The sequence below is a fragment of the Corynebacterium meitnerae genome (assembly GCF_027570075.1).
In the GTDB taxonomy this organism is placed as follows: domain Bacteria; phylum Actinomycetota; class Actinomycetes; order Mycobacteriales; family Mycobacteriaceae; genus Corynebacterium; species Corynebacterium meitnerae.
The window spans coordinates 15716-41976 of record NZ_JAKMUS010000002.1; the positions used below are offsets into that span (position 1 = coordinate 15716).

Consider the following 26261-nt stretch of genomic DNA (forward strand, 5'->3'; position numbering starts at 1 on the left):
CCCCATGGCACAGGAACAATTCGCTGGCCCCGAGCACTACGTCGAGTTCGACCCGGAGAAGTTCATCCGTGATCTGAAGATTCAGAGCGAGATGGACAAAGAGGACGAAGGTTCCGGCGACGAAACCGCTGAGTCCTAGGCTCAGGCTCCTCTTCCAGTGACGTATCCGCAATTACCGCCGGCGCCGTACGCTCCGCACGATGACCCGCGCCCGTCCCACGGGGCTGGTGCGGGCCTGTGGGCTGCCCTCGTGGTCATCGTGAGCTTTGTTGTGGCGTCGGTCGTCTATCTCGGATTGACCACATCCCAGCAGCCCACCCTCACCATGGAGGAACGCCAACAGCGTGAGGGCGTGCAGACACCGGGGGAGGCACCTGACGACCCCAACGCAGCCACGCTGGTGAAGGTACCCACCTTTGCCCTCTGGGCACCGGGCACCAAGATACAAACTGTTGACCACTACCCGCAGCCCGGCGAATCCTTCACCGCACAGTCCTGCACCGTGGCGTTTAGTTTCAGCGGTGCCGATGGCCGCAATTACGCTGTCACCGCCGGCCACTGTGGCAAAGAAGATGATCTTGTGTGGCCTCCTTCAGCCGAAACCGCAGCAGACTACGCCGTGGAGGCTGGCCGCTTCATCTACTCGGGCCTGTATAGCGAGGGCAACGATGGGGTAGACGTAGGCATCATCGAGATCACCGATCCGAACCGCTACATGGATCTTGTTGGTGACCCAATCCCCACCGCCATCTTCGGCGGCACCCTGGCCCCCAACGATCCCATCTGCAAAACAGGCGGCACTACCGGGTACACCTGCGGTGTCTTTGACGCCAGCGGCCGTGTTCAGCTCATCCGCACAGAGACGGACAATGAGCGTGAAACCTACGGCGACATTGGCAACCTGTGTGCCTCACCCGGTGATTCCGGCGGGCCTGTGTTCCATGAGATCAATGGCCGCGCCACCGTCATCGGTGTTGTCTCCGGCACTGAAGCCGGCCGTGCCGACGAGCCCTGCGATCTCCCCGATTCACACACGAAGCTCATGTCCTACTCCAACTACGAGCAAGTCATGGGCGTGATCAACCGTGTCGTCCCCGACGCTCAGTTCGAAGAGCAGAACTGGTAGCTGCCGTTTTCGGCGTTGACTATCCGGTTTGACTATCGCACCTTCCACCGATCCGCGACCTGCGGTTTTGTTCCGAACGGGTCGCCATAGTCAAACGGGCACACCGAAAGACCAGCTGTCGCTGGCTTTCGGCAAGAGGTGTCGCTTACCGCCCGTACAGGAGTGTCATTGCTCCGAAGGGGTGGACTGTGTTCGGGATGAGGTATCCGCGGGGTGATCTCCACATCGGGGCGCCGCGGATGTTCTCCACTCGGCCGTGGTGGGGTTTGGTGGGGTCATCATCATTGGTTCTGTTGTGGTACCGGCACAGCATCGCCAGGTTGTCCATGTTGGTCAGTCCGCCCCTCGACCATGCTGTGATGTGGTGGACTTCGCAGTTATCCGCTGCGTGCCTACAGTCTGGTACCGGACAGGTGGGCATTGTGGCCCGGGCTAGGTCGCGCTGCTTCTGATTCGCGAAACGTTGCGTGTCATAGAGGTTGACGGGGCCTTCTTGGGGGTGGAACATTGCTACTTCGAGGACGTCCCCAAAGTTCTGGGCCAAAAACTCGGCACCGGTCATGGTGGTGCCATCGGTGAGCCCCAGGATGACTTCGTCGCCGTCACCTTTCATGATTGTGATGTGCTCCTCCAACGGGATAAGGACCAAGGGGCGGGGCACAGCCGGGGCAATACCAGCAGGTGCGTCATCCTCAGCGTCGGGGCGCAGGCCCAGGATGGTCATGAGCTTTTCGTACATCTGCGGGCCGGCAGGACCATCAGTGAGGTTTTGGCGTGTCGCGAACTCAATAGCTGCAGCGTCTTCTTCCAGCGCCATGATGGTCACAGGACGCCTCTTCTTATTCGAGCGACCATACCGGACTGTTGGTTCCGGAGCAGGCTTATCCACTTCGGGCACGATGTCCTTGGCACGGTGCTTCAGCGTGTCGTAATTGCCCGGAACAGACAACAGGGCAAGCCGTAAGTCCCACTTCTCGGCGGGGTCGGTGACCCCAACGAGGCGACCTTCGATGTAGGCAAGTTGATCCATCGACTTCTTCGTCGAGCGTGCCACCTTGATCGCGTTTGCTTGCTTACGGGTGAACTTCGTTTTGCCGTAGTAGGCCGTGTGGACTTTTACTAATTCGCGAACACGGGCAGGGCTGCAGCCAGCATCGAGGAGTACCTGGGCATCAAAGTCTGCCAGGGTCTCGATCGGGTTTGTTAAACCCGCTACCAGTGATCCGAATGCGTTCATGCCATGCACGCTAAACCGAAACGCAACAACGCGCGAGAAGGGCCCCAAAAACCTGTGGATAACCCAAAAATCTATCCACAGGCGGCGCGCGCTGGAGCAAGAGACTCAGGCGGATGACCAGCAAGAACAGGCCGGTTCCCGCGAAATCCAAAAAAAGTTTCAGGGACTTTCCGTGGAACCAAACCGGGCGGTCTGAAAAAGCCCGCAAGCGGTGTGTCGCTCGCGGGCTGTCACTGAGAATGCGGTGTTAGTTCTGTGCTGGGCCTTTGTCCTGGTTCGGAGCTCCCCACTGGCCCGGCTGGCCAGGCTGCTGAGGCGGCTGGGGCTGCTGGAACTGCTGTGGTTGACCAGGCTGGCCCGGCTGCGGGAAATTCTGCTGCTGGTGCTGCTGCTGGAAGTTTTGTGCAGCCTTGCGCTGCTGAGCTTCCTGCATGGAGTGCTTGGCCTTGGAGTACTGCTGTTCAAGGGCACCGCGGCCCTTCACCAGTAGGAAGATGCAGAAGGGGAGGGCAACGAGGACGTTGAGGAACCAGAACCACCAGCCGGCACCGAAGGAAGCAGTGGCTTCGCCGACGATGCGGATGAAGAAGATGAGAATGGCCAGGGCCTGGAAACCGGAAGCGACTACACCGAGGATGGCGCCGAGCTTCTCCTTGCTCAGGAAGAGCAGAACGGTAGCGGCGATGTAGCAGCCGAGAACCACGACGGTGCTCAGGCCGAGCAGGAAACTACCGCCACCAACGGCGTCCTTCACCTCGTCCTGGATGAGGGCTCCCAAACCGGTTCCCTTAGCGCTGACTGCACCCCACCAGTTCAACGAACCATTGATGGATGCGAAACCTTCGAAGCCTGCCTTGATACGGCCAACAGCAAGGAAGCTGGTGAGGAAGCTCAGCAGGAAGAAACCAAGCATGAACCACGTCGGCCATGCCGGGTGCGACTTGGGCTGTCGTGGCTGCTGCGGTGCGCCCCACTGCGGCTGACCAGCCCACTGCTGGTTCGGCTGCGGCTGTTGTGGCTGCTGCCCGCCATACGGATTGGGATTGTTCGGTTGAGTCATGATGCCCTTTCCACGGTTGAAAACAACAGTGACCAGCGTAACGGAAAGCAGCGTGTGTGCAGGGTTAGGGGATGTTGGTTCCCACTACTGGTTCGGTCAGCGAGGTATCAGCATGGCCGCGGGACTTGGTCACGCGGAAGGCCTCATCGGAGGTGTAGGCGTACAGGTCAATCTTCTCAATCGGATCCGGTCGACGGAGCTGCTCCCAGGTTTTCTGCAGTTCAGCGACCTGGGAGCCGCGCGTGACAAACCACGTCATCGCCACAGTGTTTTGCTGGCCGAGCATGGGGTGCTGGGAGAAATCGATGGCATCAGCGTTGTTCGCCAGGGCGAGGTCGAGGAGGGGTTGGAGGGTGGAAGGGGGGAGCGTCGAAAAGCAAAAGCCTGTAAACGTGACGCGCGTGTTCTCAGGCGTGCGCAGCCCGACGGAATCCAGGCAGTTTTGCTCGAGCAGACGGCTGATGTGCCCGCTGACCTCGGTTGTATCAAGCACCGCAGCCTCGGTGAGCTCGCCGGTGAGCGCGATGCCCGTGTACGTGCGCGTCGATTGGGCATTCGCAATCAAGTGGGTGCGCACAGAAGAGTTGACCTGCTCCAAGCTTGTCGACGGAGGAGCCGGACGCGGCGCACGCGAGGTACTGTGACTTGTGCTCGTCGTGGTGGCGCCTGACTCATAGTTGAACAAACCGGCCGCCAAGACCACGCAGATGATGAACAGGGCGCCAAAACCCACGATGAACGCGGCGGTAGGCAGCCTGCGTGGCTGTGCGGATTCAGTGGGGTGCGTGCTCATTGTGCCCATGACTTTAGTTCACGCACGCTTGTCCACGTAGACTCGGCGCATGCCTATCCCAGAGTTCATCGTGGAAACCCGTAAGAAGATTGGTACGGATTTGATGTGGATCCCTGCTGTCTCCGCCATTGTCCTGCGGGACTCAACTGATGATTCCCCGTGGGCGGTGCCCGAAGTGCTCCTGGTGCAGCGCGCGGACAACGGCGCGTGGACACCCGTGACGGGTATCTGTGACCCGGGGGAGGAGCCCCACCACGCGGCCGCGCGCGAGGTGAAGGAAGAAACTGGCCTGGACGTGACCCCGGCGGCGCTGCTGGGTGTCGGTGCGATTGGGCCGGTGGTTCATGCGAATGGTGATAACGCCTCCTACATGTCCGTGGCTATCCGGCTGGAAGCGAATGATCCTTCCGCGGTGCCGTTTGTCGCCGATGATGAATCGACTGATGTCGGCTGGTTTTCCATCGCCCACATGCCTGTCACCGACCCGAAGTGGCGTCTGGTCATCGCCGATGCGATCGCGCAGCGCAAGCACCCCGCCAATTTCACACCGCGCATGGGGTTTGCCAAGCGCTCATGACCGTCCGCTTCGGCATCGACGTCAGTGAGCACCAAGACGGGATCAGTCTCGTGCGCGCCGCCGCCGAGGGCATCGAGTTCGCCGTCGTGCGCACCACGGACGGCACGTATCGTGACCGCACGTATCGTTCGCATGTCGACGACGCCCTGTCCGCCACCATCCCCACCGAGGCCTACCACTACCTCCGCAACCCAGATGAAGGCACGACGATCGCTGCACAGGTCGAAACAGCCGTGGACGTCATGGGTGGCGCGGGCAGTCCATGGGCGCGTCCGATCTGGCTGGATTGTGAAACCCCGGCGGGCTTGAGTCTGTCCCACATCCGCGAAGCACGGGACCGTTTCCGTGCGGCCGGGATCGACGTGCGAGGCGTGTACACCTACCCCCGGTACTGGCGCTGGCGAATGTTCGGCGCTGACACCCGTGAATTTGGGGCTCTCTGGGTGGCGAGCTACGGCGCTGACCCCGAAGGGGTACCCGCCGACATCTTCCCCGGAACCCACGCGTGGCCGGGCAATGTGGGCAAACAAAAACCCGCCATGTGGCAGTTCGGGTCGAAAGCCACGGTGGCGGGGTACCGCGTGGATATTAACGCACGTTAGGGTTCGGCTGCGGCGGGAAGTAGGGGCCCGGCTGACCTGGCTGGGATACGAACACGTTGGCCGGCGCCTTGATGGAACGCAGCAGGTAAATGCTGTAGCCCAGGCCACCGATGAACAGCAGAGTCCAGAACCAGAAGCCCGCGCCCATGGACACGGAGGCGTAATCCATCATGCCGGCGTCACCGAACACACCGGTGACCAGTGCGCCCAGGAGCGCGAAGAACTGGACAACGGCAACGACGATGCCAAAGACCGCGGCGTTCTTGACACGGCGAAGCGCACACATCACAACAGTGGTAATCAGAAGCGCCAGCACAATCAGGGTGATGAGGACCAGCAGAACCTTCAGACCAGTGAAAGCGCCACCGATTTCGTCGAAGATCTCCTCACGGAAGTTTCCAACCACGGAGCCAAGGCCCTTGCCATGAATTCCGAGACCACCCCACCAGTTAATCGTGCCGTTGACGGAGCCAAGGCTGTCGATGGAGCTCGAGGCCTCACCCAACAGCGCATCCCAGAAGGAAGAACCGCTGGTGTACAAACTCGCAACGGTCGAACCCGTGATGCGCAGGGTGATGACGGAGAGGAAGCTCGAAATGAACGTCATCAGCAGCAGCACCGAGTACACCACCGTCGGCACCACGGGGAATGGGGCCATGTGTGGTGGCCGCATGGGCGGGTAGAACTGCTGCTGTTGCTGCTGGGGTTGCTGCTGCTGCGGCGCACCCCAGTCATAGGAGGACGGCTGAGGTGAATTCGGATTGGTCATGCTGGCCTTTCACTCTGTATTCCCACGGGTATAAAGCTGGGAATACCGTAGCACCGGATCACTCGGAAGGTGTGGCTCGGATGGCGTAAAGCCCCTTACGTCGACAGATCGACGTCGTCCCAATCCGCGTGCGGGTGGAACAGCCACGCTAGTGCGCGGTGCCATTCCAGTAGTGTGCTGGCGGTTGGTTCGTCGATAGTTGCTGGGCGTTCGGGGTTCACCTGCTCGTCGACGGCGATCCACCGCATCGAATGAACAAATTCGTACTTGTCGCACAACTCCGGCAAGCCGATGAGCGCCGTTGCCTGCTCGAGGATGGCGGCCTCACCCGTTTCCGCGACCCACGGGACCAGTGAACTCGTATCAACTCGGATTTCGCCATCAGGAAGTTCCACGATGCCCAGAGCGTGCGCGAGCATCTGTGCTGCTATGATTTTCCATCCCAGCTGAGCTGCCAAGTAGCGTGCTTCATCACCAGCGGGGGAGGTGTCGTGCGGCGTCACGCCGGAGTCGAGGAGCTCGATGAAGCGCTGTTCCATCGGTGACAGAGTCGCAAAGGCACCGGGCAGCACCCCGCGAATCGCTTCCAGTGGTGGCTCCGAGCCGGTGGAGAAAAACCCGGCCACTTCGGAGACTGCCACCAGGGAGATGAACCGCTGCGCAACTTCCCGGGGCTCACGCACTACGGCTTCAAACTCGCTGCGCACCGGCGGATAGTGGACAGGCAGTGAGACGCCGGTGTCCTGCGTGATTGTTGCTCGCACTCGAGACGCTCGCTCCCGTGCTGCCGGGTGGTATGGGACGGTGCCACCAGTGATGATGTCCTCGCCCTGCCTGTTGACCACGGTGCCGTCGGGAAGCAGGAACACCGAGTTGGTCTGCTCAGCCCATTCCTCGAGGCCGCGCAGATCCTCGCGCTCAAAGACGTACTGCCGTTGTGTTTCCCCGATGTGGCGGATCAACCCGAACATACTCGGGGTCATCTCCTGGCCACCGCGGTCCCATACGTACCCCGTGAAGCCATCCAGGTGCCCAGCCAATTCCGGATCGTCCACACCACGCTGGATGGAGTAGGGCCCCGGGATTTCATCACGAACCGTTGAATACGCGTTGATGTTCATACTCGGGGATCCTAAGCGAGGTGAAGCAATCCTGCTCTCCTTCTGTGACGAATTGACGTAACCCTGACACTGGGTGCCTAATGGTCGAATGGCACAAACCTCCGATCACCCCAACCAGAAAGGTCCCGGCGCGGCAGCGTTGCTGTCGGCCCCGCTGTTGTTTATCGCCGTCATTGCGGTGGCGATCAACCTGCGTGCTGGTATTTCCTCGGTGGGGCCGGTACTGGAGGAAACTCTCGCTGCGTTTGGGGCGGGAGCCTCGCAAGCAGGACTGATCACGGCGATGCCCGGTTTCTTGTTCGCGCTCATGGGCTTAGGTGCTGTGCCCATGGCAATGCGCTTGGGGCTGACACGAACCATCGCGGCCGGCGCTGTGTTCACCTTCGCCGGGTTGGTTCTGCGCCCTTGGGTGGGCACGATGGCGGTGTTCATGGTGCTCACCGGCTTCGTCGTTGCGGGTATTGCGGTGGCTAACGTGCTGCTGCCAGCGTGGATTAAGCAGCACGGTGGGCGCCACATGGTGGCGTTGATGACGGTCTACGGTGCTCTGCTTGGCTTGTCCGGCGCTGTTGGCCCCTTAAGCGCGTTGGCATTTACCGGCGATGGCGCATGGAAGTGGGCGCTGGGAGTGTGGGCCGTGCCGGCGGTGGTGCAGGTGGGGGTGTGGCTGGTTGTCGTCGTGAAGCTTGGCAACGACGCACCACGCCGCGACGAAGCAACCGCCGAGCCCCTTGACGTGCCCATGTGGCGTTCGCCGACCGCGTTGTTCCTGCTGTTCTTCTTCGGGCTGCAGTCGATGAACGCGTACATTCAAATGGGCTGGTTGCCACAGATCTACCGTGACAATGGCTTAACGGCGACGACGGGCACCCTCGCGCTCGCCCTCGTCGGCAGCCTTAACGTGATTGGCGGGCTGGTCATGCCCATGCTCATCGCACGCGCCCGCACGCTAACCCCGTTCGTGATCGTCTTCGCCACCGCCACCGCGGCCGGGTACCTGGGGCTCCTGCTCGCTGGAACGCACCTTCCGCTGCTCTGGGCCTTCCTACTGGGTATCGGTGGGTTCTGTTTCCCCACGGCCATCGCCCTTATCCCGGCACGCAGCCGGTCGCACGTGGTCACGGCGAAGCTGTCCGGCTTCGTGCAGCCGTACGGGTATCTCCTGGCAGGCACGGGGCCAGTGATTGTCGGAGCGGCCTACGGCGTAACTGGGCAGTGGCGAGAGATCCTCATCGCGCTCGTTGCCAGCGCGGTGCTCATGGGTGTCATCGGGGTGCGTGCCGCGGCGCCCGTGACCATCGATGATGAACTGGCTGCTTCCGCCTAACAGCAAAAACCCACGGAATCCGTACAGGAAACCGTGGGCTGCTGCGACTACATGAGCTTTAGACGTCGAAGTAGAGCTCGTACTCCAGCGGGGTCGGGCCGAGGCGGGACGGCGCGATCTCGCGGTCGTGCTTCAGCTTGATGTAGGTCTGGATGAGGTCCTCGGTGAACACGTCGCCCTCGGTGAGGAACTCGTAGTCCTCTTCCAGTGCGGCAAGCGATGCCTCGAGAGAGGTCGGTGCCTGCGGGATGGACTTGGCCTCCTCCGGCGGGAGCTCGTAGAGGTCCTTGTCCACCGGCTCGTGCGGCTCGATGCGGTTTTTCACACCGTCCAGGCCAGCCATCATCATGGCGGCGAAGCCGAAGTACGGGTTACCGCTCGGGTCCGGTGCACGGAACTCGATGCGCTTTGCCTTCGGGTTGGAGCCAGTGATCGGGATACGGATCGCGGCGGAGCGGTTGCGCTGGGAGTACACCAGGTTGATCGGTGCCTCAAAGCCCGGAACCAGGCGGTGGTAGGAGTTCAGCGTCGGGTTGGTAAACGCCAGGACAGCACCAGCGTGGTTCAGGATGCCGCCGATGTACCAGCGGGCAATGTCAGACAGGCCGCCGTAGCCAGACTCGTCGTAGAACAGCGGCTTGCCGTCCTTCCACAGGGACTGGTGGGCGTGCATACCGGAGCCAGCCTCATTGGCCAGCGGCTTCGGCATGAAGGTCACGGTCTTGCCCCACTGCTTGGCGGTGTTCTTGACGATGTACTTGAACGTCTGCAGATCATCCGCCGCGTGCAGGAGGGTGTTGAACTTGTAGTTGATCTCCTGCTGGCCACCGGAGCCAACCTCGTGGTGGAAGCGCTCAATCTCAAACCCAGCCTCAGCCAGCTTCAGCGTCATATCATCGCGCACGTCCAGAGACTTGTCGTACGGCGGGACAGGGAAGTAGCCACCCTTCATGCGGGTCTTGTACCCCAAGTTCGGGGTGCCGTCGAGCTCGGTCTCACGGCCGCGGTTCCACCAGCCCTCGGCGGAGTCCACCTCGTAGAAAGCCTTGTGCGGCTCGGAGGAGTAACGCACCGAGTCGAAGAGGTAGAACTCAGCTTCAGCGCCGAAGAAGCAGGTGTCAGCGATGCCGGTGGACTCCAGGTATTCCTCCGCCTTGCGTGCCACGTTGCGCGGGTCGCGGGAGAAAGCTTCGTGGGTGAACGGGTCGTTCACGAAGAACTTCACGTTCAGGGTCTTCGCTTTACGGAACGGATCGATCTGGGCGGTGGCCAGGTCCGGCATGAGGATCATGTCGGATTCCTCAATCGTCGTAAAGCCGCGAATCGACGAGCCGTCAAACGCCAGACCTTCTTCTACGACGTCCTCATCAAACATGGATGCAGGAATGGAGAAGTGGTGCTCGGTTCCCGGAACGTCCGTGAAGCGTACATCGACAAACTCGACCCCCTCATCCTTGATGTACTTCATGGTGTCTTGGATGTTGTCGAAGGCCACGGGTTAAAACTCCTTGGATAAAGATCGTGTGCTCCTATCAATCGTACATTGCTTTTTCCTCTTCCCGTGGAATCGCTTTCGAGCTTGGCAAAAAGTGCACTATCGTGAGTTCATGCCCAATAATGCTCGCGATGCTGTCGACCCCTACGCGCCACAGGATTGGCCAGGTCAAAACCTGGGCCTTCCGGAGTCAGGACCTGGTGCCCAGGCAAGCGTGATGCGCCGCGCCATCGGTGTTCTTATCGATTGGTTGATTTGCTGGGGGCTTGCCGCATTCATCTACATGTACACCGATGCTTTCGGCGGCACCGCTACGCTGACGTATCTGTTGTGGGTGGTCATGGGCATCATCACCGGGTGGCTTTTCGCGCGCACGCCAGGCATGGCGATCCTCGGCATGGGCATCGCGCGTATCGACGAACCCGGGCACACCGTCGGCCTCTGGCGCGCCGCGCTGCGCACCATCCTCACTGGCTTCGTGTTCCCAGCAGCGATTGTGGATGAGGACGGCCGCGGCATGCACGACCGCGCCACCGGCACGACCGTGATCATGAGCCGATAATAAGCTGTTCAGCGAGTCAGAAAACCCCAGGGAGCGTGCGCAGCGTTTGACCGCGCGCTATTTACCCTGACGCTGCTGCATGCGGCGCATGCGGCGGTTCATACCCGCCATGTTCTGCGCCTGGTGTGGCATCGGGCCCTTCGGCAAACCTGCGCGCTGGCCACCGCGGACATTGTCCATAGCTTCAAGCTTGGCATTGAAGGCGTACACATCATTCTTCTGGTAGTTCTTCGGCAGCTTGAGCAAGTGGCGCTGCAGCTTCTGCGGGGGCACCTGGCCTTCACCGGAGCCCACGTATACCTCGTGGATTGGAACGCCGGCAAGCAGGCGGTCAACGCGCTTGCGCTCCTTGTCCATGAGCGGCTTCAGACGCTTCGGGTCACCTTCGCCCACGAGGATCACGCCGGGGTTGCCCACCACGCGGTGGACTGTGTCCATGTTCGTATTAGCGGCCACAGCGGTGGTGGTCAGCCACACGATGCCCATGGAGTTGCGCATGTTCTCCAGCGTCCAACCAGCGGCACCCGGGGTGTCACCGATCTCCGAGTACATAGAGTTCTCAAGACGGCGCGTGAACAGGAACATGGCCAGCAAGAAGCCGAAGCCGATGCCCGGAACCAGCATGAACCACTGGCCGTTGAACAGCAGACCAATGAGGAAGAACGCGAGGGCCACACCAACAATGGCCAGCAGCATGATCGGGATAAGCATCTTGTCCCGCTTGCGCTGCATGTTAAAGGCCTGCCAGACCTGCGAACGGGTCTGCTTGCGCTGTGCGCGCTTAGCGGTGCGCTGTTCCTTCTTTGCGGCTGCCTCGAGGGCGCGTGCGTCTTTGTCCTTAGCCATGCCCACAACACTACCTACCAGCGCGGGGGCTTATCGAACTGGCTCTCGCGCAGAGAAAAACCCGCGCCGGATGAGGGCGCGGGGTAGGGGAAGGTGGCTCGGCTTAGAGCGGAGCGACCTCACCGTTGAGGTGCAGCTTCTCCGGCTTGGAGGAGCCGCGCAGCTGGATGTCGTAGGAGCCATCAGCCTGCTGCGTGGTCCACAGGGCCACGGAAGCGGGGATAACCACCGGCTTCACAAACTCCACCGAGTAGCGCAGTGCCTGCGGCAGCTTGCCTTCCAGCGGTGCCAGCACGGAGGCAGCGGAGAGCATGCCGTGTGCGATCACTGCCGGGAAGCCGAACAGCTTGGCACCGATGTTGGAGGTGTGAATCGGGTTATGGTCGTTGGACGCCTTGACGTACGCGTTGACGTCGCTGCGGGTCCAGCGGAAGCGCGCGTTCGGCTTGAACTCCGGCAGTTCTGCGGCCGGCAGAACCTTGCCGGAATCTTCCGCACGGGTGGTCACGGAGATGTCCGCGTTCTTGGCAAACTTCGCGCCCATGCCCAGGAAGCTCGAGGTCTGCTTCCATACCGGTGCGGATTCACCGTCCGGCGTGACCTCCGTGATGACGTCGACAAGCAGGCCGCGACGGTGCGGACGAACATTCGTGGCGTACGCGCGCACGCTGAACGTCTCATCCACAGTCAGCGGGCGAGTCTGCTCGATAACGTTGGAGATGTGCACCGCGCCCATCGCCGGGTACGGGAAGTCCGGGCGGGAAAGCAGCTCCATGGTCAGCGGGAAGCCGAGCACGAAGAAGTAGGTCGGCGGCAGCTCATTGCCAAGACGCAGGCCAGTCGCTTGCGCGTAATCAGCAAGATTTTGCTTATCGACGGTCACCCCGTCCACCTGAATCGCCGACGTCGGATCCTGCGTCGCCTCGCGGGCACCACCGATGCCTGGGAGAGCACCGAAGAAAACCTTGCGGGTGATAGCCGACAGGTCCGGGATCTGCTTCAGCTTCTCAAACTGACGCTCACCGGAGGCCTTCACTGGTTCAGCCTTCTCCTCGACCTTGTCCTCTACCTTCTCGGCGAGTTCTTCGATGGCGTCCTTTGCGTCATCGATCGCGTCTTCGAGTTTGTCTTCTACCTTGTCAGCGATCTTTTCAGCCTTCTTCTTCAGATCTTTTGCTGCGTCCTTAGGGGATTTCTCGCTCATCGTGCTTACGCTCCCAGGAGGTTCTGGCCACAGACGCGAACGGTGTTGCCGTTCACAGCGGTGGAGGACGGTGCGGAGAAGTATGCAACTGCCTCAGCAACGTCGATCGGGTGACCACCCTGGTTGAGGGAGTTCAGACGACGTCCAACCTCGCGCGGGCCGAACGGCATAGCAGCGGTCATGTCGGTCTCAATGAAGCCCGGTGCAACTGCGTTGATGGAGCCGCCCAGTGCAGCGATCTTCTCAGCCAGTGCGTCGACGAAACCAACGACACCAGCCTTGGTGGTGGCGTAGTTGGTCTGGCCACGGTTACCAGCGATACCAGCCATGGAGGACACACCGATGATGGACGGGTTCTCAGCGAATGCGTCTGCCTCAAGCAGTGCCTCGGTGATGCGGACCGGTGCAACCAGGTTGATGTTCTGGACCATGTTCCAACGGCCCTCATCCATGTTGACCAGCAGCTTGTCGCGGGTAACGCCAGCGTTGTGGACGATGACGTCGATCTTGCGGCCGTAGCGGTCCTGGGCGTGCTTGATGATCTCTTCAGCAGCCTTCGGATCAGTCACGTCCAGCGGCAGGGCAGTGCCCTTCACCTTGTTGGCGGTCTCAGCCAGACCTTCACCAGCCTGCGGAATGTCCACGCAGATGACCTTTGCGCCATCACGCGCCAGGGTCTCAGCGATTGTTGCACCAATACCGCGGGCAGCACCGGTCACGACAGCGAGACGGCCCTCAAGCGGCTTGTCCCAATCCTTCGGCAGCACAACGTCAGCCGGGGTGATGCGGATGACCTGGGCGTCAACGTATGCGGACTTGCCGGACAGGAGGAAGCGCACGGTGGACTCCACCTTGTCAATGTTGGAGCCGTCGATGGACGGGTCAACGTAGACCAGCTGGACCGTTGCGGACTTACGCATTTCCTTTGCCAGGGAACGAGTGAAGCCCTCGAGGGAGCGGGCGGTGATGCGTGCATCCGCATCGTCGATAAGCTCCGGCGTGGTGCCGATGACCACGATGCGAGCGTTGTCCAGCACCTTCTTGAGCTGCGGGTGGAAGAAGGAGTACAGCTGCTCCAGCTCCTCCGGCTTGGACAGGGACGTCGCATCAAACACAATGCCGGCGCGCTTCGTGTCTGCCTCTGCCTTCAGCAGCTTGTACGGACCCTCGAGGAGAGTGGTCAGCTGCTCGATCAGGCGACCGTTACCGCCAACGACGACGGGGCCGTGCAGGAGCGGCTCGCCCTGCTTGTAGCGGCGCAGCGGGTACCCCTGCGGGACGCCGAGCTTCGCAGCGGCGGGGGAGTTGATGAACTGTTCGAGGAGGCCTTTCGATGCCACTATTTTCTCCTTATATAGATAGGCATTCATGTTTCCAGCGCGCACCGTTTTCAAAACGGTAGCTCTGTGTCGGATACTATTATAAGATCACTAAGGTGACGAACCTTACAAAGCATTAACTTTGTAAAGTACAGTACATACGTCCTCAGATAATCCTGGTGACACATCAGATTATCTCAACCATTCATCGGAAGAGCAGGAAAACAAGAATGAATGAACCCCGCAAAGTAGCCATCCTCGGTGGTAACCGTATTCCCTTCGCACGTTCCAACAAGGAATATGCAAACGCTTCCAACCAGGACATGCTCACGTCTGCCCTCAACGGCCTCGTTGCACGCTATGGGCTGCAGGATAAGGAGCTGGGGCTCGTCGTCGGCGGTGCAGTGCTGAAGCACGCACGCGATTTCAACCTTGTACGTGAGTCCGTGATTGGCTCGGAACTCGCTTCCACCACCCCGGCATTTGATGTGCAGCATGCCTGTGGCACCTCGCTGACCTCCGCTATCCAGGTGGCTGACGCGATTGCCCTCGGCCGCATCGAGTCCGGTATCGCTTGTGGTACGGACACCACCTCGGATGCTCCGCTCGCAGTCAACGACCGTCTGCGCAAAACCCTCATCCGTCTGTCCAACGCAAAGTCCACCAAGGACCAGCTCAAGCTCGTTGGTTCGATTCGCCCGAACCAGCTCGCACCGGAGCAGCCGCAGAACGGTGAGCCGCGCACGGGCCTGTCCATGGGTGAGCACGCTGCGATCACCGCACGCGAGATGGAGATCACCCGCGAGGCTCAGGATGAGCTGGCGGCAACCTCCCACCAGAACCTGGCTAAGGCATACGAGGAGGGCTTCTTCAACGACCTGATGACGCCGTACCTGGGTGTCAACCGTGACACCAACCTCCGCCCGGACTCCACGGTGGAGAAGCTTGCTGGCCTCAAGCCGGTCTTCGGCAAGAAGGACGCAGAGCAGCACGGTGGCACCGCCACCATGACCGCTGGTAACTCCACCCCGCTGACGGACGGCGCAGCTGCTGTGCTGCTGGCCTCCGAGGAGTGGGCAAAGGAGAACAACCTGCCGGTCAAGGCGTACATCGTTGACTCTGAGCTCGCTGCCGTTGACTTCGTGTCCGGCAAGGATGGCCTGCTCATGGCGCCGACCTACGCTGTCCCGCGCCTGCTGGAGCGCAATGGCCTGACTCTGCAGGACTTCGACTATTACGAGATCCACGAGGCATTCGCTTCCCAGGTTCTGGCAACGCTGAAGGCATGGGAAGATGAGACCTACTGCCGCGAGCGCCTTGGTCTGGACAAGCCGCTGGGCTCCATCGACCGCTCCAAGCTCAACGTCAAGGGTTCCTCCCTGGCAGCTGGCCACCCGTTCGCAGCAACCGGTGCCCGCATCCTTGCCTCTGCGGCAAAGGTGCTGGAGGAAAACGGTGGCGGCCGCACCCTCGTGTCCATCTGTGCTGCAGGTGGCCAGGGCGTTGTTGCAATCCTCGAGCGTTAAGCACCTCGGTATAACTTCATCTCCATCTATCCCCTTCGTCGTAAAGGAAGAACGACTATGACTTCTGTTGAAGATAAGGGCAGCCGCAAGGCCAAGCCGGAATCCCGCTCCCCGCAGACGCTTCCGGAGACCCCGGACACTGCTGTCGCTGGCAAGCTGAAGACGCTTCTCGACGGGCCGTGGGCTGAGGTGAAGGACAACATCCGCGAGCAGCTCAACCGTGAAGAGGCTCTGCCGATGATCGAGGGTTCCCTCGAGGAGATCCGCGCAGCACTGCTGGAGAAGGTCAAGATGGTGGCCACCTCCGGCATGATGCAGACCGCTTTCTCCAAGGCCAACGGTGGCTCCGGTGAGTCCCACGTGGGCATCCTCGGCCTTGACCTTCTGGGTCAGTTCAACGGCTCCCTGGCCATCAAGTCTGGTGTTCAGTTCGGCCTGTGGGGCGGCGCTGTGGACGTGCTCGGTACGGAGCGCCACCGCGAGTACGCCCAGGGCGCAATGGACCTGTCCAAGCTCGGCTCCTACGGCATGACCGAGCGTGGCCACGGCTCCAACGTTCAGGACCTGGAGACCACGGCGACCTACGACCCGGAGACCAAGGAGTTTGTCATCAACACTCCGTCTCCGTCGGCTACCAAGGTCTACATCGGTAACACCGCACGTGACGGCCGTTGGTCCGCAGTGTTTGCTCAGCTCTACACCCCGGGTGTGGAGGAGTCCCACGGCGTGCACTGCTTCGTGGTGCGTATCCGTGAGGAAGACGGCTCCCCGGTCGAGGGCGTCACGATTGGCGACCACGGCCACAAGGGTGGCCTGCTCGGTGTCGATAACGGCACCCTGACCTTCGATAACGTCCGCATTCCGCGTGAGGCGCTGCTCAACCAGTTCGGCGACGTCGATGAGGAAGGCAACTACACCTCCCCGATCGACTCGAAGAACCGTCGCTTCTTCACCATGCTGGGTACCCTGATCCGCGGCCGTATCGCAGTGGGTGCTGCCGGTGCAGGTGCAACCAAGTCCTCCCTGGCTATCGCCATGAAGTACGCACACCAGCGCCGCCAGTTCGACTACGGCGACACTGGCACCGAGGACAAGCTGATTGATTACCGCGCGCACCGTCGCCGCCTGATCATTCCGCTGGCACGCACCTACGCGATCCAGGTCCTGCAGAACCAGCTGACCCAGCGCTACGCTGACCAGACCTCCCGCCAGGCAACCGGCGAATGGTCCGTGACCAACCCGACGAAGCAGCAGGCGCTTGCTTCCCGCGAGATGGAGACCCTGGCGGCTGCGTTCAAGGCTGTGGCAACCGAGCACGCAACCGACACCATCCAGGAGTGCCGTGAGGCATGTGGTGGTGCTGGCTTCATGTCGGAGAACCTCCTGACCACCTACCGCGCTGACACGGATGTGTACAACACCTTCGAGGGTGACAACACCGTCCTGCTTCAGCTGGCTGGTAAGAACCTGCTCACCGCGTACACCAGCGAGCTGGCTAACCCGTCTGCGATGGACATCGTGAAGTTCGCTGCCACCAACGTCAGCGACATCATCCGCAGTCGCGCCGGCCTGGGCTCCACCGTCCAGAGCGTGGTGGACACCTTCTCCGGTGAGGAAGCATCCCTCTTCGATGCTGACTACCAGCTCAAGGTTGTTCAGCTGCGCGAGCAGCTGGTCATGCGTTCCCTCATCCGCCGCATCCAGGGCGCACGCAAGCTGTCCCGTGAAGAGGGCGCAAAGGTCATTGACAAGGCTCAGGACCACATGCTGAACGCTGCATGGGCCTACATCGAGAACCTCATGGTTCAGGCGATGATCGAGGCAGAGCGCACTCTGCCGGTGGGCTCCGCTGAGCGCGCAGTGTTCGAGCAGGTGCGTCACCTGTTCGTCTTCGACACGATCATCCGCAACGCTGGCTGGTACCAGGAGCAGAACGTTCTCTCCTCCGGCCGCGTCAAGGCTGCTCGTGCGGCTATCAACGACCTGGTTGACTCCCTCGGCCCCTGGTCCGAGGTCCTCGTTGACGCGTTTGATATCCCGTCGGTCGTCCTCGACCGCCCGCTGTTCAAGGACGGCGGCACGGATGACAGCCGCGACAACCCGGAGGCATGGAAGGTTGGCTCCAACATCCCGGTGTCCAAGAAGTAAAGGACACAGCTAGCCTGTAGCACGGCAACAGCCCCCACCCGAGAGTTCGTTCTTGGGTGGGGGCTGAGTCGTGCATGGTCTTTGGACCCCTACTTCGCGCCGATGCCCGGCAGGCCAAGCCCGACCGATGGACGGCCAGCCGACACAACCGGGGTGTCCTGGGACGGGCCGTACTTGTTCAACAGGGTCTCTGCTTCCTGGTCGGTGGCGCCCTGGGAGGTCTCAGCGAGGTGCTTGAGGTTTTCCGGCAGCTCACGGCCGTGGAACTTCATGGCCTCCACGTAGAGCTTGCCGGCGCGGTAGGAGGAGCGCACCAGCGGGCCGGACATGACGGCGGCGAAGCCCATGTCGTAGGCGGCGTCGCGGTACTCGATGAACTCTTCCGGCTTCACCCAACGCTCGATCGGGTGGAACAGCGGTCCGGGGCGCAGGTACTGGGTGATCGTGATGATGTCGGTGCCAGCGTCCTGCAAGTCCTGGAGAGTCTGCAGGACCTCCTCGCGCGTCTCACCCATGCCGAGGATGAGATTGGACTTGGTGATCAGCCCGTAGTCACGCGCCGCGCGGATAACCTCCAACGAGCGGTCGTAGCGGAAGGCAGGGCGAATGCGCTTGAAGATGCGGGGGACCGTCTCCAAATTGTGCGCGAAGACCTCGGGTTCAGCCTCGAAGACCTGAGCCAGCAGATCCGGCTTGCCGGAGAAGTCCGGGGTGAGGTTCTCAACACCGGTGTTCGGGTTGAGCTCGTGGATCTTGCGCACAACCTCGGCGTAGAGCCATGCGCCTTCGTCCTCCAGGTCATCACGGGTCACGCCGGTGATGGTGGAGTAGTTCAGCTGCATCTCGCGCACGGATTCTGCAACACGCTGCGGTTCTTCCACATCGAGTGGCTCCGGCTTGGCGGTGTTGATCTGGCAGAAGTCACAGCGGCGGGAGCAGTTCGCGCCACCGATGAGGAAGGTTGCCTCGCGGGATTCCCAGCACTCGTGAATGTTGGGGCAGCCAGCTTCCTGGCACACGGTGTGCAGCGAGGCGCCTTTGACCTTGCGGCGCATGTCCTCGTACTCAGGGCCAGTTTTCACCGCGTTGCGGATCCAGCGCGGCTTGGATTCGATAGGGGTTTGCGCGTTACGCTTTTCTACTCGGCGTAGCTTGCGTCCTTCATTTGCTGCAGTCACGTGGTCCACCTTAACCATTTCGATTAGCAGAAGCGATAGGGTGGTCCGCTACCTTAAGCTCGCCTCTAAAAGCGCTGGACAGCTTATCGACGACATTCGGCGCCACCTGCTCCGGCGTCACCTCTCGGCCGGTTTCGAGGCTGAGGGTGGTCACGTCAGCGTCGTTAATGCCACACGCCACGATGTGGCCGAAGTAGTCCAGGGTGTTGTTGCAGTTGATAGACAGGCCGTGCATGGTCACACCGTGGGTGATGCGGATGCCAATTTGGCCGAGCTTGCGCTCGCGGCGAAGTTCATCGGCGGGGACCCAGACGCCCGAGCGGCCGTCGACACGCCCGGCCTTTTCCACACCAAACTCACGGATGGTGGCAATCATGGCTTCCTCAATGCGGCGGACGAAGTCCACGACGTCTACTGGGTCGGCGAGTTTGATGATGGGGTAGACCACCAGCTGGCCTTCTCCGTGCCACGTGATGCGGCCGCCACGGTCCACCTGGACCACGGGGAGACCGTTGTTCGGCATGTCCTCTGGGTGGGTGCGTTTGCCCGCGGTATAGGTGCTGGGGTGCTGGAGGACGAGCAGAGTGTCACCGATGGCATCCTCGGCGCGTTGCGCGGCGAGTTCGGCTTGGAGGTGCCACGTCTCCTCATAATCAACAAGCCCCAGTTCCCGCACGTCAAGTGGGGAATCTGAGGCTCGGATCGACCTATCGGCCGGGAAGAATGGTTCGCGGGGAGCTGTCATGCACTACATGGTAGCCCCGCGGAGTTTTAGACGCCGTTAGCGGCTGCGTACTCGTCAGCAGTCATCAGCGGGCCGACGGACTCGACCTCAACCTCGAACAGCCAACCTTCACCGAACGGATCGTCGTTGATCGTCTCGTAGTTGTCTTCGATCTCCTCGTTGACAGCGGTGACGGTACCGGTAACCGGGGAGTACAGGTCGGAGACGGACTTGGTGGACTCCACCTCACCACACGTCTCACCAGCTTCCACGGTGTCGCCGACAGCCGGCAGCTCAGCGAAGACGATTTCACCGAGACGCTCCGTAGCAACAGAGGTGATGCCGATGCGCACGGTCTGGCCTACCACTGCATCAGCAGCAGCATTGATCCATTCGTGGTCCTCGGAGTAGGAGAATTCCTGGGGCAGATCAGACATGGTTACTTGTCCTTTCGGGAGTAGAAGGGGGGCTCGCTGATGGTGTATGCATACCGCTTGCCGCGGATGTCCACATCCACTTTAGTTCCCACAGCAGCGTGGTTGGGCGCAACGTGCGCCAAAGCTACCGGGTGGCCCAAAGTGGGGGAGGGCTGACCGGAGGTGACGGTGCCAATCTGCTCGTCCGTACCAGCCAGGAAGATGGCCGCACCCCCACGGGCAGCGCGGCGCTCCTCCGAGGTCAGGCCAGCAATGACCACGGACGGCTCACGGCCAGTCAGTGCTGCCTTGCCTACGAAGTCAGCTTCTTTCTTGGCAAAGGCGCGGCCCATGCCGGCCTCCACCGGAGTGATGTCCAAAGACAGCTCATTACCGTACAGCGGCATGGATGCCTCCAAGCGCAGGGAATCACGCGCTGCCAGGCCACACGGGGTGCCGTGGTCGATGACGGAATCCCAGACGGCCTGTGCGTCCTCGTTCTGGCAGAACAGCTCGAAGCCGTCCTCACCGGTGTAGCCGGTGCGTGCAACAAAAACCTCAATGGTCTGACCGTCGGCGACGTTTAGGTTCATCCAGGCGCCGGAGTAGTTGGCGAGGTCGCCCGGTGTGCCGTCGACAAGCGGCTCGAGCACTTCAAGCGAACGCGGACCTTGCACTGCGACGAGCGCGATGGCCTGCGAATCGTTACGGATCTCCACGTCGAAATTGCCCACGCGATCCTGGAACGCAGCCCAGACCACGTCGGAATTACCAGCGTTGGGCACGACCATGTAGTGGTCATCGGCGAACTTGTAGGTGATCAGATCGTCCAGGATGCCACCATCCTCGTTGACGATCATGGAGTACTTCGCCTTGCCAACCTGCAGGTTAGACAGGGAAGAAATCAGCACGTAGTCCAGGAAGGCGCCGGCCTCCGGGCCCTTCACGTCAATCTCACCCATGTGAGACAGGTCGAAGATGCCCACGCCTTCGCGCACAGCGCGGTGTTCTTCGAGCTCCTTGCCGTACTTCAGCGGCATGGTCCAACCGCCGAAGTCAGTGAAGTGCGCACCCAGCTTCTCGTGGGTGGCATGCAAAGGTGTCTGCGGCATATCAGTTACTCCTTGTCTTAATCCGTGTCAGTGGTGTTTAGGCTTCAGGCTGCTCGATGTCGAAGGCCTCTGGTGGCGGGCAGGCGCACACGAGGTTGCGGTCGCCATAGGCTTCGTCGATGCGGCGCACCGGCGGGAAGTACTTGTTGGTCAGCAGGGTATCCACCGGGTAGGCAGCCTTCTGGCGGCTGAACTCGTAGTTCCAGTCGCCGGCGATGAGGCTGCGGGCGGTGAACGGTGCGTGGTGGACCACGGAATCCTCGTAGGCCACCTTGCCGTCGATGATCTCCTGGATCTCTGCGCGGATGGAACGCATCGCGGCGATGAAGCGGTCCAGCTCTTCCACGTCCTCGGACTCGGTCGGCTCAATCATGAGGGTGCCGGCGACGGGGAATGCCAGGGTGGGGGCGTGGAAGCCGTAGTCCACCAGACGCTTGGCCACATCGGCGGCGGTCACGCCGGACTGATCGGTGATCTCACGCAGGTCAATGATGCACTCGTGGCCCACCAAGCCAGCGTTACCGGTGTAGAGGACCGGGAAGGAATCATTGAGCTCATGCGCCACATAGTTGGCGTTGAGGATGGCGTTGCGGGTAGCAGATGCCAAGCCCTCAGCGCCGGACATAGCGATGTAGGCCCACGAAATTGGCAGAACACCAGCGGAACCGTAGGTGGTTGCCGCGATCGGCACACCAGCACCCTGCGGTGCTTCCTCGCCAGCGTTGCTGCCATCCACTGCCTGGGGGTCAGACGGCAGGAACGGTGCCAGGTGAGCGCCCACGCCGATCGGGCCAACACCCGGGCCACCGCCGCCGTGCGGGATGGTGAAGGTCTTGTGCAGGTTCAGGTGGCTGCAGTCACCACCGAAATCACCCGGGCGGGCAAGGCCGGTCAGCGCGTTCATGTTGGCGCCGTCGATGTAGACCTGGCCGCCAACGGCGTGGACCTTGTCCGCCACCTCCTTCACCGTGTCCTCGTACACGCCGTGTGTGGACGGGTAGGTGATCATGATGGCAGCAACGTGGTCGCCGTACTGCTCCAGCTTCTTGTCCAGGTCCTCCATGTCAATGGAGCCATCCGGAGCGGTTGCCACGACGACTACGCGCAGGTTTGCCAGCGTTGCGGACGCGGCGTTCGTGCCGTGCGCGGATGCCGGGATGAGGCAGATATCGCGCTCCGTGTCGCCGTTGGCCACGTGGTAGCGGCGCATAGCCAGCAGGCCAGCGAGCTCGCCCGTCGCACCAGAGTTCGGCTGGACAGACACTGCGTCGTAGCCGGTGATTTCCACAAGCCAGCCCGTCAGCTCGTCGATGAGCTCGCGCCATCCCTCCGTGTACTTGTCCGGGGTGAACGGGTGGACATTGGCAAAGCCCGGCCAGGTGATAGCCTCCAGGCCCGCCGTCGGGTTGAGCTTCATCGTGCACGAACCCAGCGGAATCATCGTGCGATCCAGCGCCAGATCCTTGTCGCCGAGCATGCGGATGTAGCGCATCATCATGGTCTCGGAGTGGTGGGTGTTGAACACCTCGTGCGTGAGCAGATCCGTGGTGCGCTCCAGCTCCTTCGGCAAGTGAGAGCCAGCCTCAGCCGCCGGCGCATCCTTAATTCCAAAGCCAGCGAGCAGCGCCACCAGATCAGCCTCATCGGTGTCTTCGCCAAAGCTCACACCGACAGTATCTGCATCAATCGCGCGCACCAGGTAGCCGTTTTCAGCCAGCTCGTCCACAATCTGCTGAGCACGGCCAGGCACAGAAACAGCCACCGTGTCGAAGAATTTCTCGTGCGTCACGTCAAGGCCGCCTGTGCTTATCGACGCCGCAAAGCGTCCCGCCCACTCATGCACCTTCTCCGCGATCTCCTTGAGGCCAGCGGGGCCGTGGTACACGGCGTACATGGAGGCCGTGACTGCGAGCAGCGCCTGTGCGGTACAAATGTTGGAGGTCGCCTTCTCACGGCGAATATGCTGCTCACGCGTCTGCAGAGCCAGGCGGTAAGCCGGGTAGCCCTCCGCATCCACGGACACACCCACCAGGCGGCCCGGCATCTGACGCTTCAGCTTCTCCGACACAGCCATGTACGCGGCATGCGGGCCACCGTAGAACAGCGGCACACCGAAACGCTGCGTGGTGCCCACAGCAATGTCAGCGCCCATCGTGCCCGGTGCTTCCAGAAGCAGAAGCGCCAGCGGATCAGCCACCACGGTGGCCAGACCACCGCGGGAGTGAATCGCCTCGATCACGGGGCGCGGGTCAGAGATATCGCCTTCTGTTCCCGGGTACGCAATCACGACACCGACGAAGTCCTCGCCCACGAGGTTGGAATCCAGTGCGGTGACCTCAACCTCAAGGTCGAGTGCGCGAGCACGCTCCGCAGCAACGTTGATCACCTGCGGGTGCAGGCGGGCATCCAGCAGCACGCGGCGGCCCTTCTTCACTGCGCGCGACATGAGTCCAATAGCTTCTGCGACGGCAGACGCCTCATCCAGCAGCGACGCATTCGCCATTGGCAGGCCGGTCAGGTCCTGCACCATCGTCTGGAAATTCAGCAGTGCTTCCAGGCGGCCCTGGGAAATCTCCGGCTGGTATGGCGTGTAGGCCGTGTACCAACCGGCATCTTCCACCACGCCACGGCGAATCACCGGGGGAGTGACGGTGGAGGAGTAGCCCTGGCCATGGAAAGCACGCAGCACCGTGTTCTTCGCCGCCAACTCACGCAGGCGGTCCTGTGCTTCCTTCTCCGTCAGCGCGGGCGGAAGGTTCAAAGGCTGTTTGGCAAGAATCCCTGCCGGTATCGCTGCGTCGACAAGCTCCTGAATCGAGCCGTACCCCACGGTGTCGAGCATCTTTGCGCGTTCGCTATCAGTCGGACCGATATGGCGAGAGATGTAATCCACGCTGACTGCACTCCTTGCTTTAGTTAGTTGCGATCACTGAACAAGTGTAGAGACTCTCCCCGGTGCGCGTGCGAAGAATGCAAAGTGCCGGCCCCCGAGCGGGGAACCGGCACTTATTTAACAGCAGGCGAGTCTCTAGAGATCCAGGTCGTCCTCGAAGTCGCCCACCTCGATGCGGTCCACGATGGTGGACACGAAGCGACCTGCATCCGCACCGTCAACCAGCTGGTGGTCGTACGTGAACGGCAGGTAGCACATCTGGCGGATAGCAATCGAGTCAATGCCTTCCTCAGTGACAATCACCGGGCGCTTCTGAATAGCAGCGGTGCCCAGGATGCCAGCCTGCGGTGGGGTGAGGATCGGGGTATCCAGCAGTGCACCCTCGGAACCAATGTTGGACACCGTGAAGGTTGCACCGGACAGGTCAGACGGGCGTAGCTTCTTGTTGCGTGCGCGCTCCGCCAGATCCGCGATGCCCTTAGCGATGTCAGCCAGGGACATGTCCTGAACACCCTTCAGCACCGGAACCAGCAGACCCTGCGGGGTATCCACAGCGATGCCGATGTTCACCGTGTCGTGGTAGGTGATCTCCTTGGTCTCCGCGTTGTAGGACGCGTTGACGTTCGGGTGCTGTACCAGTGCCTCAGCCGTGGCCTTCACGAAGAAGTGCAGGTATGTGATGTTCACGCCATGCTTGTCGACGAATGCCGGCTTCACGCTCTTACGCAGCTCTGCCACGCGGGTGACGTCTGCCTCCTGGACGTGGGTGAGCTGTGCAGTGGTCTGCAGGGACTCCACCATCTTGGAAGCCGTGATCTCACGGATGCGGTTGACCTTCTGCGTGGTGCCAATGAGCTCAGCCTTCGCAGCATCCACGGACTTGGTGGACCAGCGTGCGCGTGGGCCAGAGTCCTTCTGTTCAACAGCGCCGGTAGCAGTAGCGCCACCCTCAGCAGCGGCGATGACGTCCTGCTTACGGATGCGACCACCAACACCGGTGCCCTCAATGGTGTTCAGGTCAACGCCGTGCTTGTCAGCGAGTTTGCGCACCAGCGGAGTGACGTACGGCACCTTGCCACCGTTATCCACCTTGGTGGAACCAGCAGGTGCAGCTGCCGGCTTCTCGGCCTTCGGTTTGTCTTCCTGCTTCGGTGCTTCTTCCTTCGGCTTATCTGCCTGCTTCGGAGTTTCCTCAGCAGGTTGCTCGTCCTTCTTGGCAGGTGCTGCGTTGGCGTCGCCGATGCGGGCGATGACAGCACCGACTTCGATGGTGTCGTCTTCTTCGGCGAGGATTTCCACGATGGTGCCGGCGACCGGGGATGGGATTTCGGTGTCGACCTTGTCTGTGGAGACCTCGAGCAGTGGTTCGTCGACGTCGACGGTGTCGCCGACGGACTTCAGCCAGGTGGTGATGGTGCCTTCGGTGACGGATTCGCCGAGTTCCGGCATTTCCACATCGGTAGCGTCACCAGAGCCAGCAGACGGGGCTTCCTCGGTAGGCTTTTCTGCCTTTGGTTCTTCTGCCTTCGGCTTCGTCTCGGCAGGTGCATCGTCCTTCTTGGCAGGTGCTGCGTTGGCGTCGCCGATGCGGGCGATGACAGCACCGACTTCGATGGTGTCGTCTTCTTCGGCGAGGATTTCCACGATGGTGCCGGCGACCGGGGATGGGATTTCGGTGTCGACCTTGTCTGTGGAGACCTCGAGCAGTGGTTCGTCGACGTCGACGGTGTCGCCGACGGACTTCAGCCAGGTGGTGATGGTGCCTTCGGTGACGGATTCGCCGAGTTCCGGCATTTCCACATCGGTAGCGTCACCAGAGCCAGCAGACGGGGCTTCCTCGGCAGGCTCTTCTGCCTTCGACTCCGCCTCGGCAGGCTTGTCGGCCTTAGCCGCGTCACCGGAGTCATCGGAAGAAGGCTTTTCATCCGCGTCCCCAACGATGGCGATCACGGAACCGACCTCAACCGTGTCGTCCTCTTCTGCCTTAATTTCAAGCAGAACACCCGATACGGGGGAAGGAATTTCCGTGTCGACCTTGTCTGTGGAGACCTCGAGCAACGGTTCGTCGACCTCGACAGAATCACCAACGGACTTCAGCCACGTGGTGATAGTGCCTTCGGTGACCGATTCGCCCAGCTCGGGCATCTCAACTGAGTGAGCCATTATGTTTGAGTCTCCTCTACAACTTTGCAGACGTTTATCCGCATCTAGCGTACCCGCTTCGCT

The 26261-nt window shown here is 61.4% G+C and carries 23 protein-coding genes; 8 read left to right on the top strand and 15 right to left on the bottom strand.

Going from position 1 to position 26261, the window contains the following annotated elements; all coding sequences use genetic code 11:
• The first annotated feature begins 4 nt into the window (after positions 1–4).
• Complete coding sequence (locus tag L8U60_RS01615; RefSeq protein ID WP_269964649.1) at positions 5–139, top strand: hypothetical protein; 135 nt, start codon at positions 5–7, stop codon at positions 137–139.
• Between the two features lie 18 nt (positions 140–157).
• Positions 158–1126: a trypsin-like serine protease gene (locus tag L8U60_RS01620; RefSeq protein WP_269964650.1), complete on the top strand. Its 969-nt coding sequence runs from the start codon at positions 158–160 to the stop codon at positions 1124–1126.
• Positions 1127–1271: 145 nt separating this feature from the next.
• Here L8U60_RS01620 and L8U60_RS01625 read toward each other — a convergent pair whose 3' ends face one another.
• The 3 genes from L8U60_RS01625 to L8U60_RS01635 form a co-directional block, all read right to left on the bottom strand.
• Positions 1272–2363: an HNH endonuclease signature motif containing protein gene (locus tag L8U60_RS01625; protein ID WP_269964651.1), complete on the bottom strand. Its 1092-nt coding sequence runs from the start codon at positions 2361–2363 to the stop codon at positions 1272–1274.
• Between the two features lie 247 nt (positions 2364–2610).
• On the bottom strand, positions 2611–3423 hold the full coding sequence (locus tag L8U60_RS01630; protein ID WP_269964652.1) for a hypothetical protein: 813 nt from the start codon (positions 3421–3423) through the stop codon (positions 2611–2613).
• A gap of 64 nt (positions 3424–3487) precedes the next feature.
• Positions 3488–4216, bottom strand: a complete 729-nt coding sequence (locus tag L8U60_RS01635; protein WP_269964653.1) for a hypothetical protein — start codon at positions 4214–4216, stop codon at positions 3488–3490.
• A 49-nt stretch (positions 4217–4265) separates the two neighbouring features.
• Between L8U60_RS01635 and L8U60_RS01640 the strand changes: the two genes are divergently transcribed.
• Entirely contained in the window at positions 4266–4793 is a 528-nt protein-coding gene (locus L8U60_RS01640; RefSeq protein WP_269964654.1) for an NUDIX hydrolase, read from the top strand.
• Positions 4790–5395, top strand: coding sequence for a glycoside hydrolase family 25 protein (locus tag L8U60_RS01645; RefSeq protein WP_269964655.1), 606 nt, complete (start codon positions 4790–4792; stop codon positions 5393–5395). The genes L8U60_RS01640 and L8U60_RS01645 overlap by 4 nt, the downstream gene beginning before the upstream one ends.
• Here L8U60_RS01645 and L8U60_RS01650 read toward each other — a convergent pair.
• Entirely contained in the window at positions 5382–6164 is a 783-nt protein-coding gene (locus tag L8U60_RS01650) for a hypothetical protein (RefSeq protein WP_269964656.1), read from the bottom strand. The genes L8U60_RS01645 and L8U60_RS01650 overlap by 14 nt on opposite strands.
• Before the next feature lie 95 nt (positions 6165–6259).
• Positions 6260–7285: a DUF4272 domain-containing protein gene (locus tag L8U60_RS01655; protein WP_269964657.1), complete on the bottom strand. Its 1026-nt coding sequence runs from the start codon at positions 7283–7285 to the stop codon at positions 6260–6262.
• 88 nt (positions 7286–7373) lie between these two features.
• Between L8U60_RS01655 and L8U60_RS01660 the strand changes: the two genes are divergently transcribed.
• The gene (locus L8U60_RS01660; RefSeq protein WP_269964658.1) at positions 7374–8612 is read left to right on the top strand and encodes an MFS transporter; all 1239 of its coding nucleotides are present in this window, start codon (positions 7374–7376) and stop codon (positions 8610–8612) included.
• Between the two features lie 58 nt (positions 8613–8670).
• Here L8U60_RS01660 and glnA read toward each other — a convergent pair whose 3' ends face one another.
• Positions 8671–10080, bottom strand: a complete 1410-nt coding sequence (glnA, locus tag L8U60_RS01665; RefSeq protein ID WP_274708405.1) for a type I glutamate--ammonia ligase — start codon at positions 10078–10080, stop codon at positions 8671–8673.
• Positions 10081–10219: 139 nt separating this feature from the next.
• On the opposite strand from glnA, the gene L8U60_RS01670 reads away from it, so the two are divergent.
• Positions 10220–10669 carry an RDD family protein gene (locus L8U60_RS01670; RefSeq protein WP_269964660.1) on the top strand — a complete coding sequence of 150 codons (450 nt, stop codon included), beginning with the start codon at positions 10220–10222 and terminating at the stop codon, positions 10667–10669.
• Positions 10670–10726: 57 nt separating this feature from the next.
• Here the strand turns inward: L8U60_RS01670 and L8U60_RS01675 are convergent, their stop codons facing one another.
• The 3 genes from L8U60_RS01675 to L8U60_RS01685 form a co-directional block, all read right to left on the bottom strand.
• Positions 10727–11515 (bottom strand): DUF4191 domain-containing protein, encoded by a 789-nt coding sequence (locus L8U60_RS01675; RefSeq protein ID WP_269964661.1) that lies wholly within the window; start codon positions 11513–11515, stop codon positions 10727–10729.
• Between the two features lie 103 nt (positions 11516–11618).
• Positions 11619–12719 (bottom strand): MaoC/PaaZ C-terminal domain-containing protein, encoded by a 1101-nt coding sequence (locus tag L8U60_RS01680; protein ID WP_269964662.1) that lies wholly within the window; start codon positions 12717–12719, stop codon positions 11619–11621.
• Positions 12720–12724: 5 nt separating this feature from the next.
• Positions 12725–14059 (bottom strand): 3-oxoacyl-ACP reductase, encoded by a 1335-nt coding sequence (locus tag L8U60_RS01685; RefSeq protein ID WP_269964663.1) that lies wholly within the window; start codon positions 14057–14059, stop codon positions 12725–12727.
• 209 nt (positions 14060–14268) lie between these two features.
• On the opposite strand from L8U60_RS01685, the gene L8U60_RS01690 reads away from it, so the two are divergent.
• Together L8U60_RS01690 and L8U60_RS01695 are read left to right on the top strand one after the other, a co-directional pair.
• Positions 14269–15564 carry an acetyl-CoA C-acetyltransferase gene (locus L8U60_RS01690; protein ID WP_269964664.1) on the top strand — a complete coding sequence of 432 codons (1296 nt, stop codon included), beginning with the start codon at positions 14269–14271 and terminating at the stop codon, positions 15562–15564.
• Between the two features lie 57 nt (positions 15565–15621).
• Positions 15622–17712 carry an acyl-CoA dehydrogenase family protein gene (locus L8U60_RS01695; protein WP_269964665.1) on the top strand — a complete coding sequence of 697 codons (2091 nt, stop codon included), beginning with the start codon at positions 15622–15624 and terminating at the stop codon, positions 17710–17712.
• Positions 17713–17801: 89 nt separating this feature from the next.
• Here L8U60_RS01695 and lipA read toward each other — a convergent pair whose 3' ends face one another.
• The 6 genes from lipA to sucB form a co-directional block, all read right to left on the bottom strand.
• Entirely contained in the window at positions 17802–18890 is a 1089-nt protein-coding gene (gene lipA / locus L8U60_RS01700; RefSeq protein ID WP_269964666.1) for a lipoyl synthase, read from the bottom strand.
• Positions 18891–18900: 10 nt separating this feature from the next.
• Positions 18901–19635, bottom strand: a complete 735-nt coding sequence (gene lipB / locus L8U60_RS01705; RefSeq protein ID WP_269964667.1) for a lipoyl(octanoyl) transferase LipB — start codon at positions 19633–19635, stop codon at positions 18901–18903.
• 26 nt (positions 19636–19661) lie between these two features.
• Positions 19662–20051, bottom strand: a complete 390-nt coding sequence (gene gcvH / locus L8U60_RS01710; RefSeq protein ID WP_269964668.1) for a glycine cleavage system protein GcvH — start codon at positions 20049–20051, stop codon at positions 19662–19664.
• A 2-nt stretch (positions 20052–20053) separates the two neighbouring features.
• Positions 20054–21142, bottom strand: coding sequence for a glycine cleavage system aminomethyltransferase GcvT (gcvT, locus tag L8U60_RS01715; protein WP_269964669.1), 1089 nt, complete (start codon positions 21140–21142; stop codon positions 20054–20056).
• Between the two features lie 37 nt (positions 21143–21179).
• Positions 21180–24035, bottom strand: coding sequence for an aminomethyl-transferring glycine dehydrogenase (gcvP, locus tag L8U60_RS01720; RefSeq protein ID WP_269964670.1), 2856 nt, complete (start codon positions 24033–24035; stop codon positions 21180–21182).
• 135 nt (positions 24036–24170) lie between these two features.
• Positions 24171–26198: a 2-oxoglutarate dehydrogenase, E2 component, dihydrolipoamide succinyltransferase gene (sucB, locus tag L8U60_RS01725; protein ID WP_269964671.1), complete on the bottom strand. Its 2028-nt coding sequence runs from the start codon at positions 26196–26198 to the stop codon at positions 24171–24173.
• Positions 26199–26261: the final 63 nt, after the last annotated feature.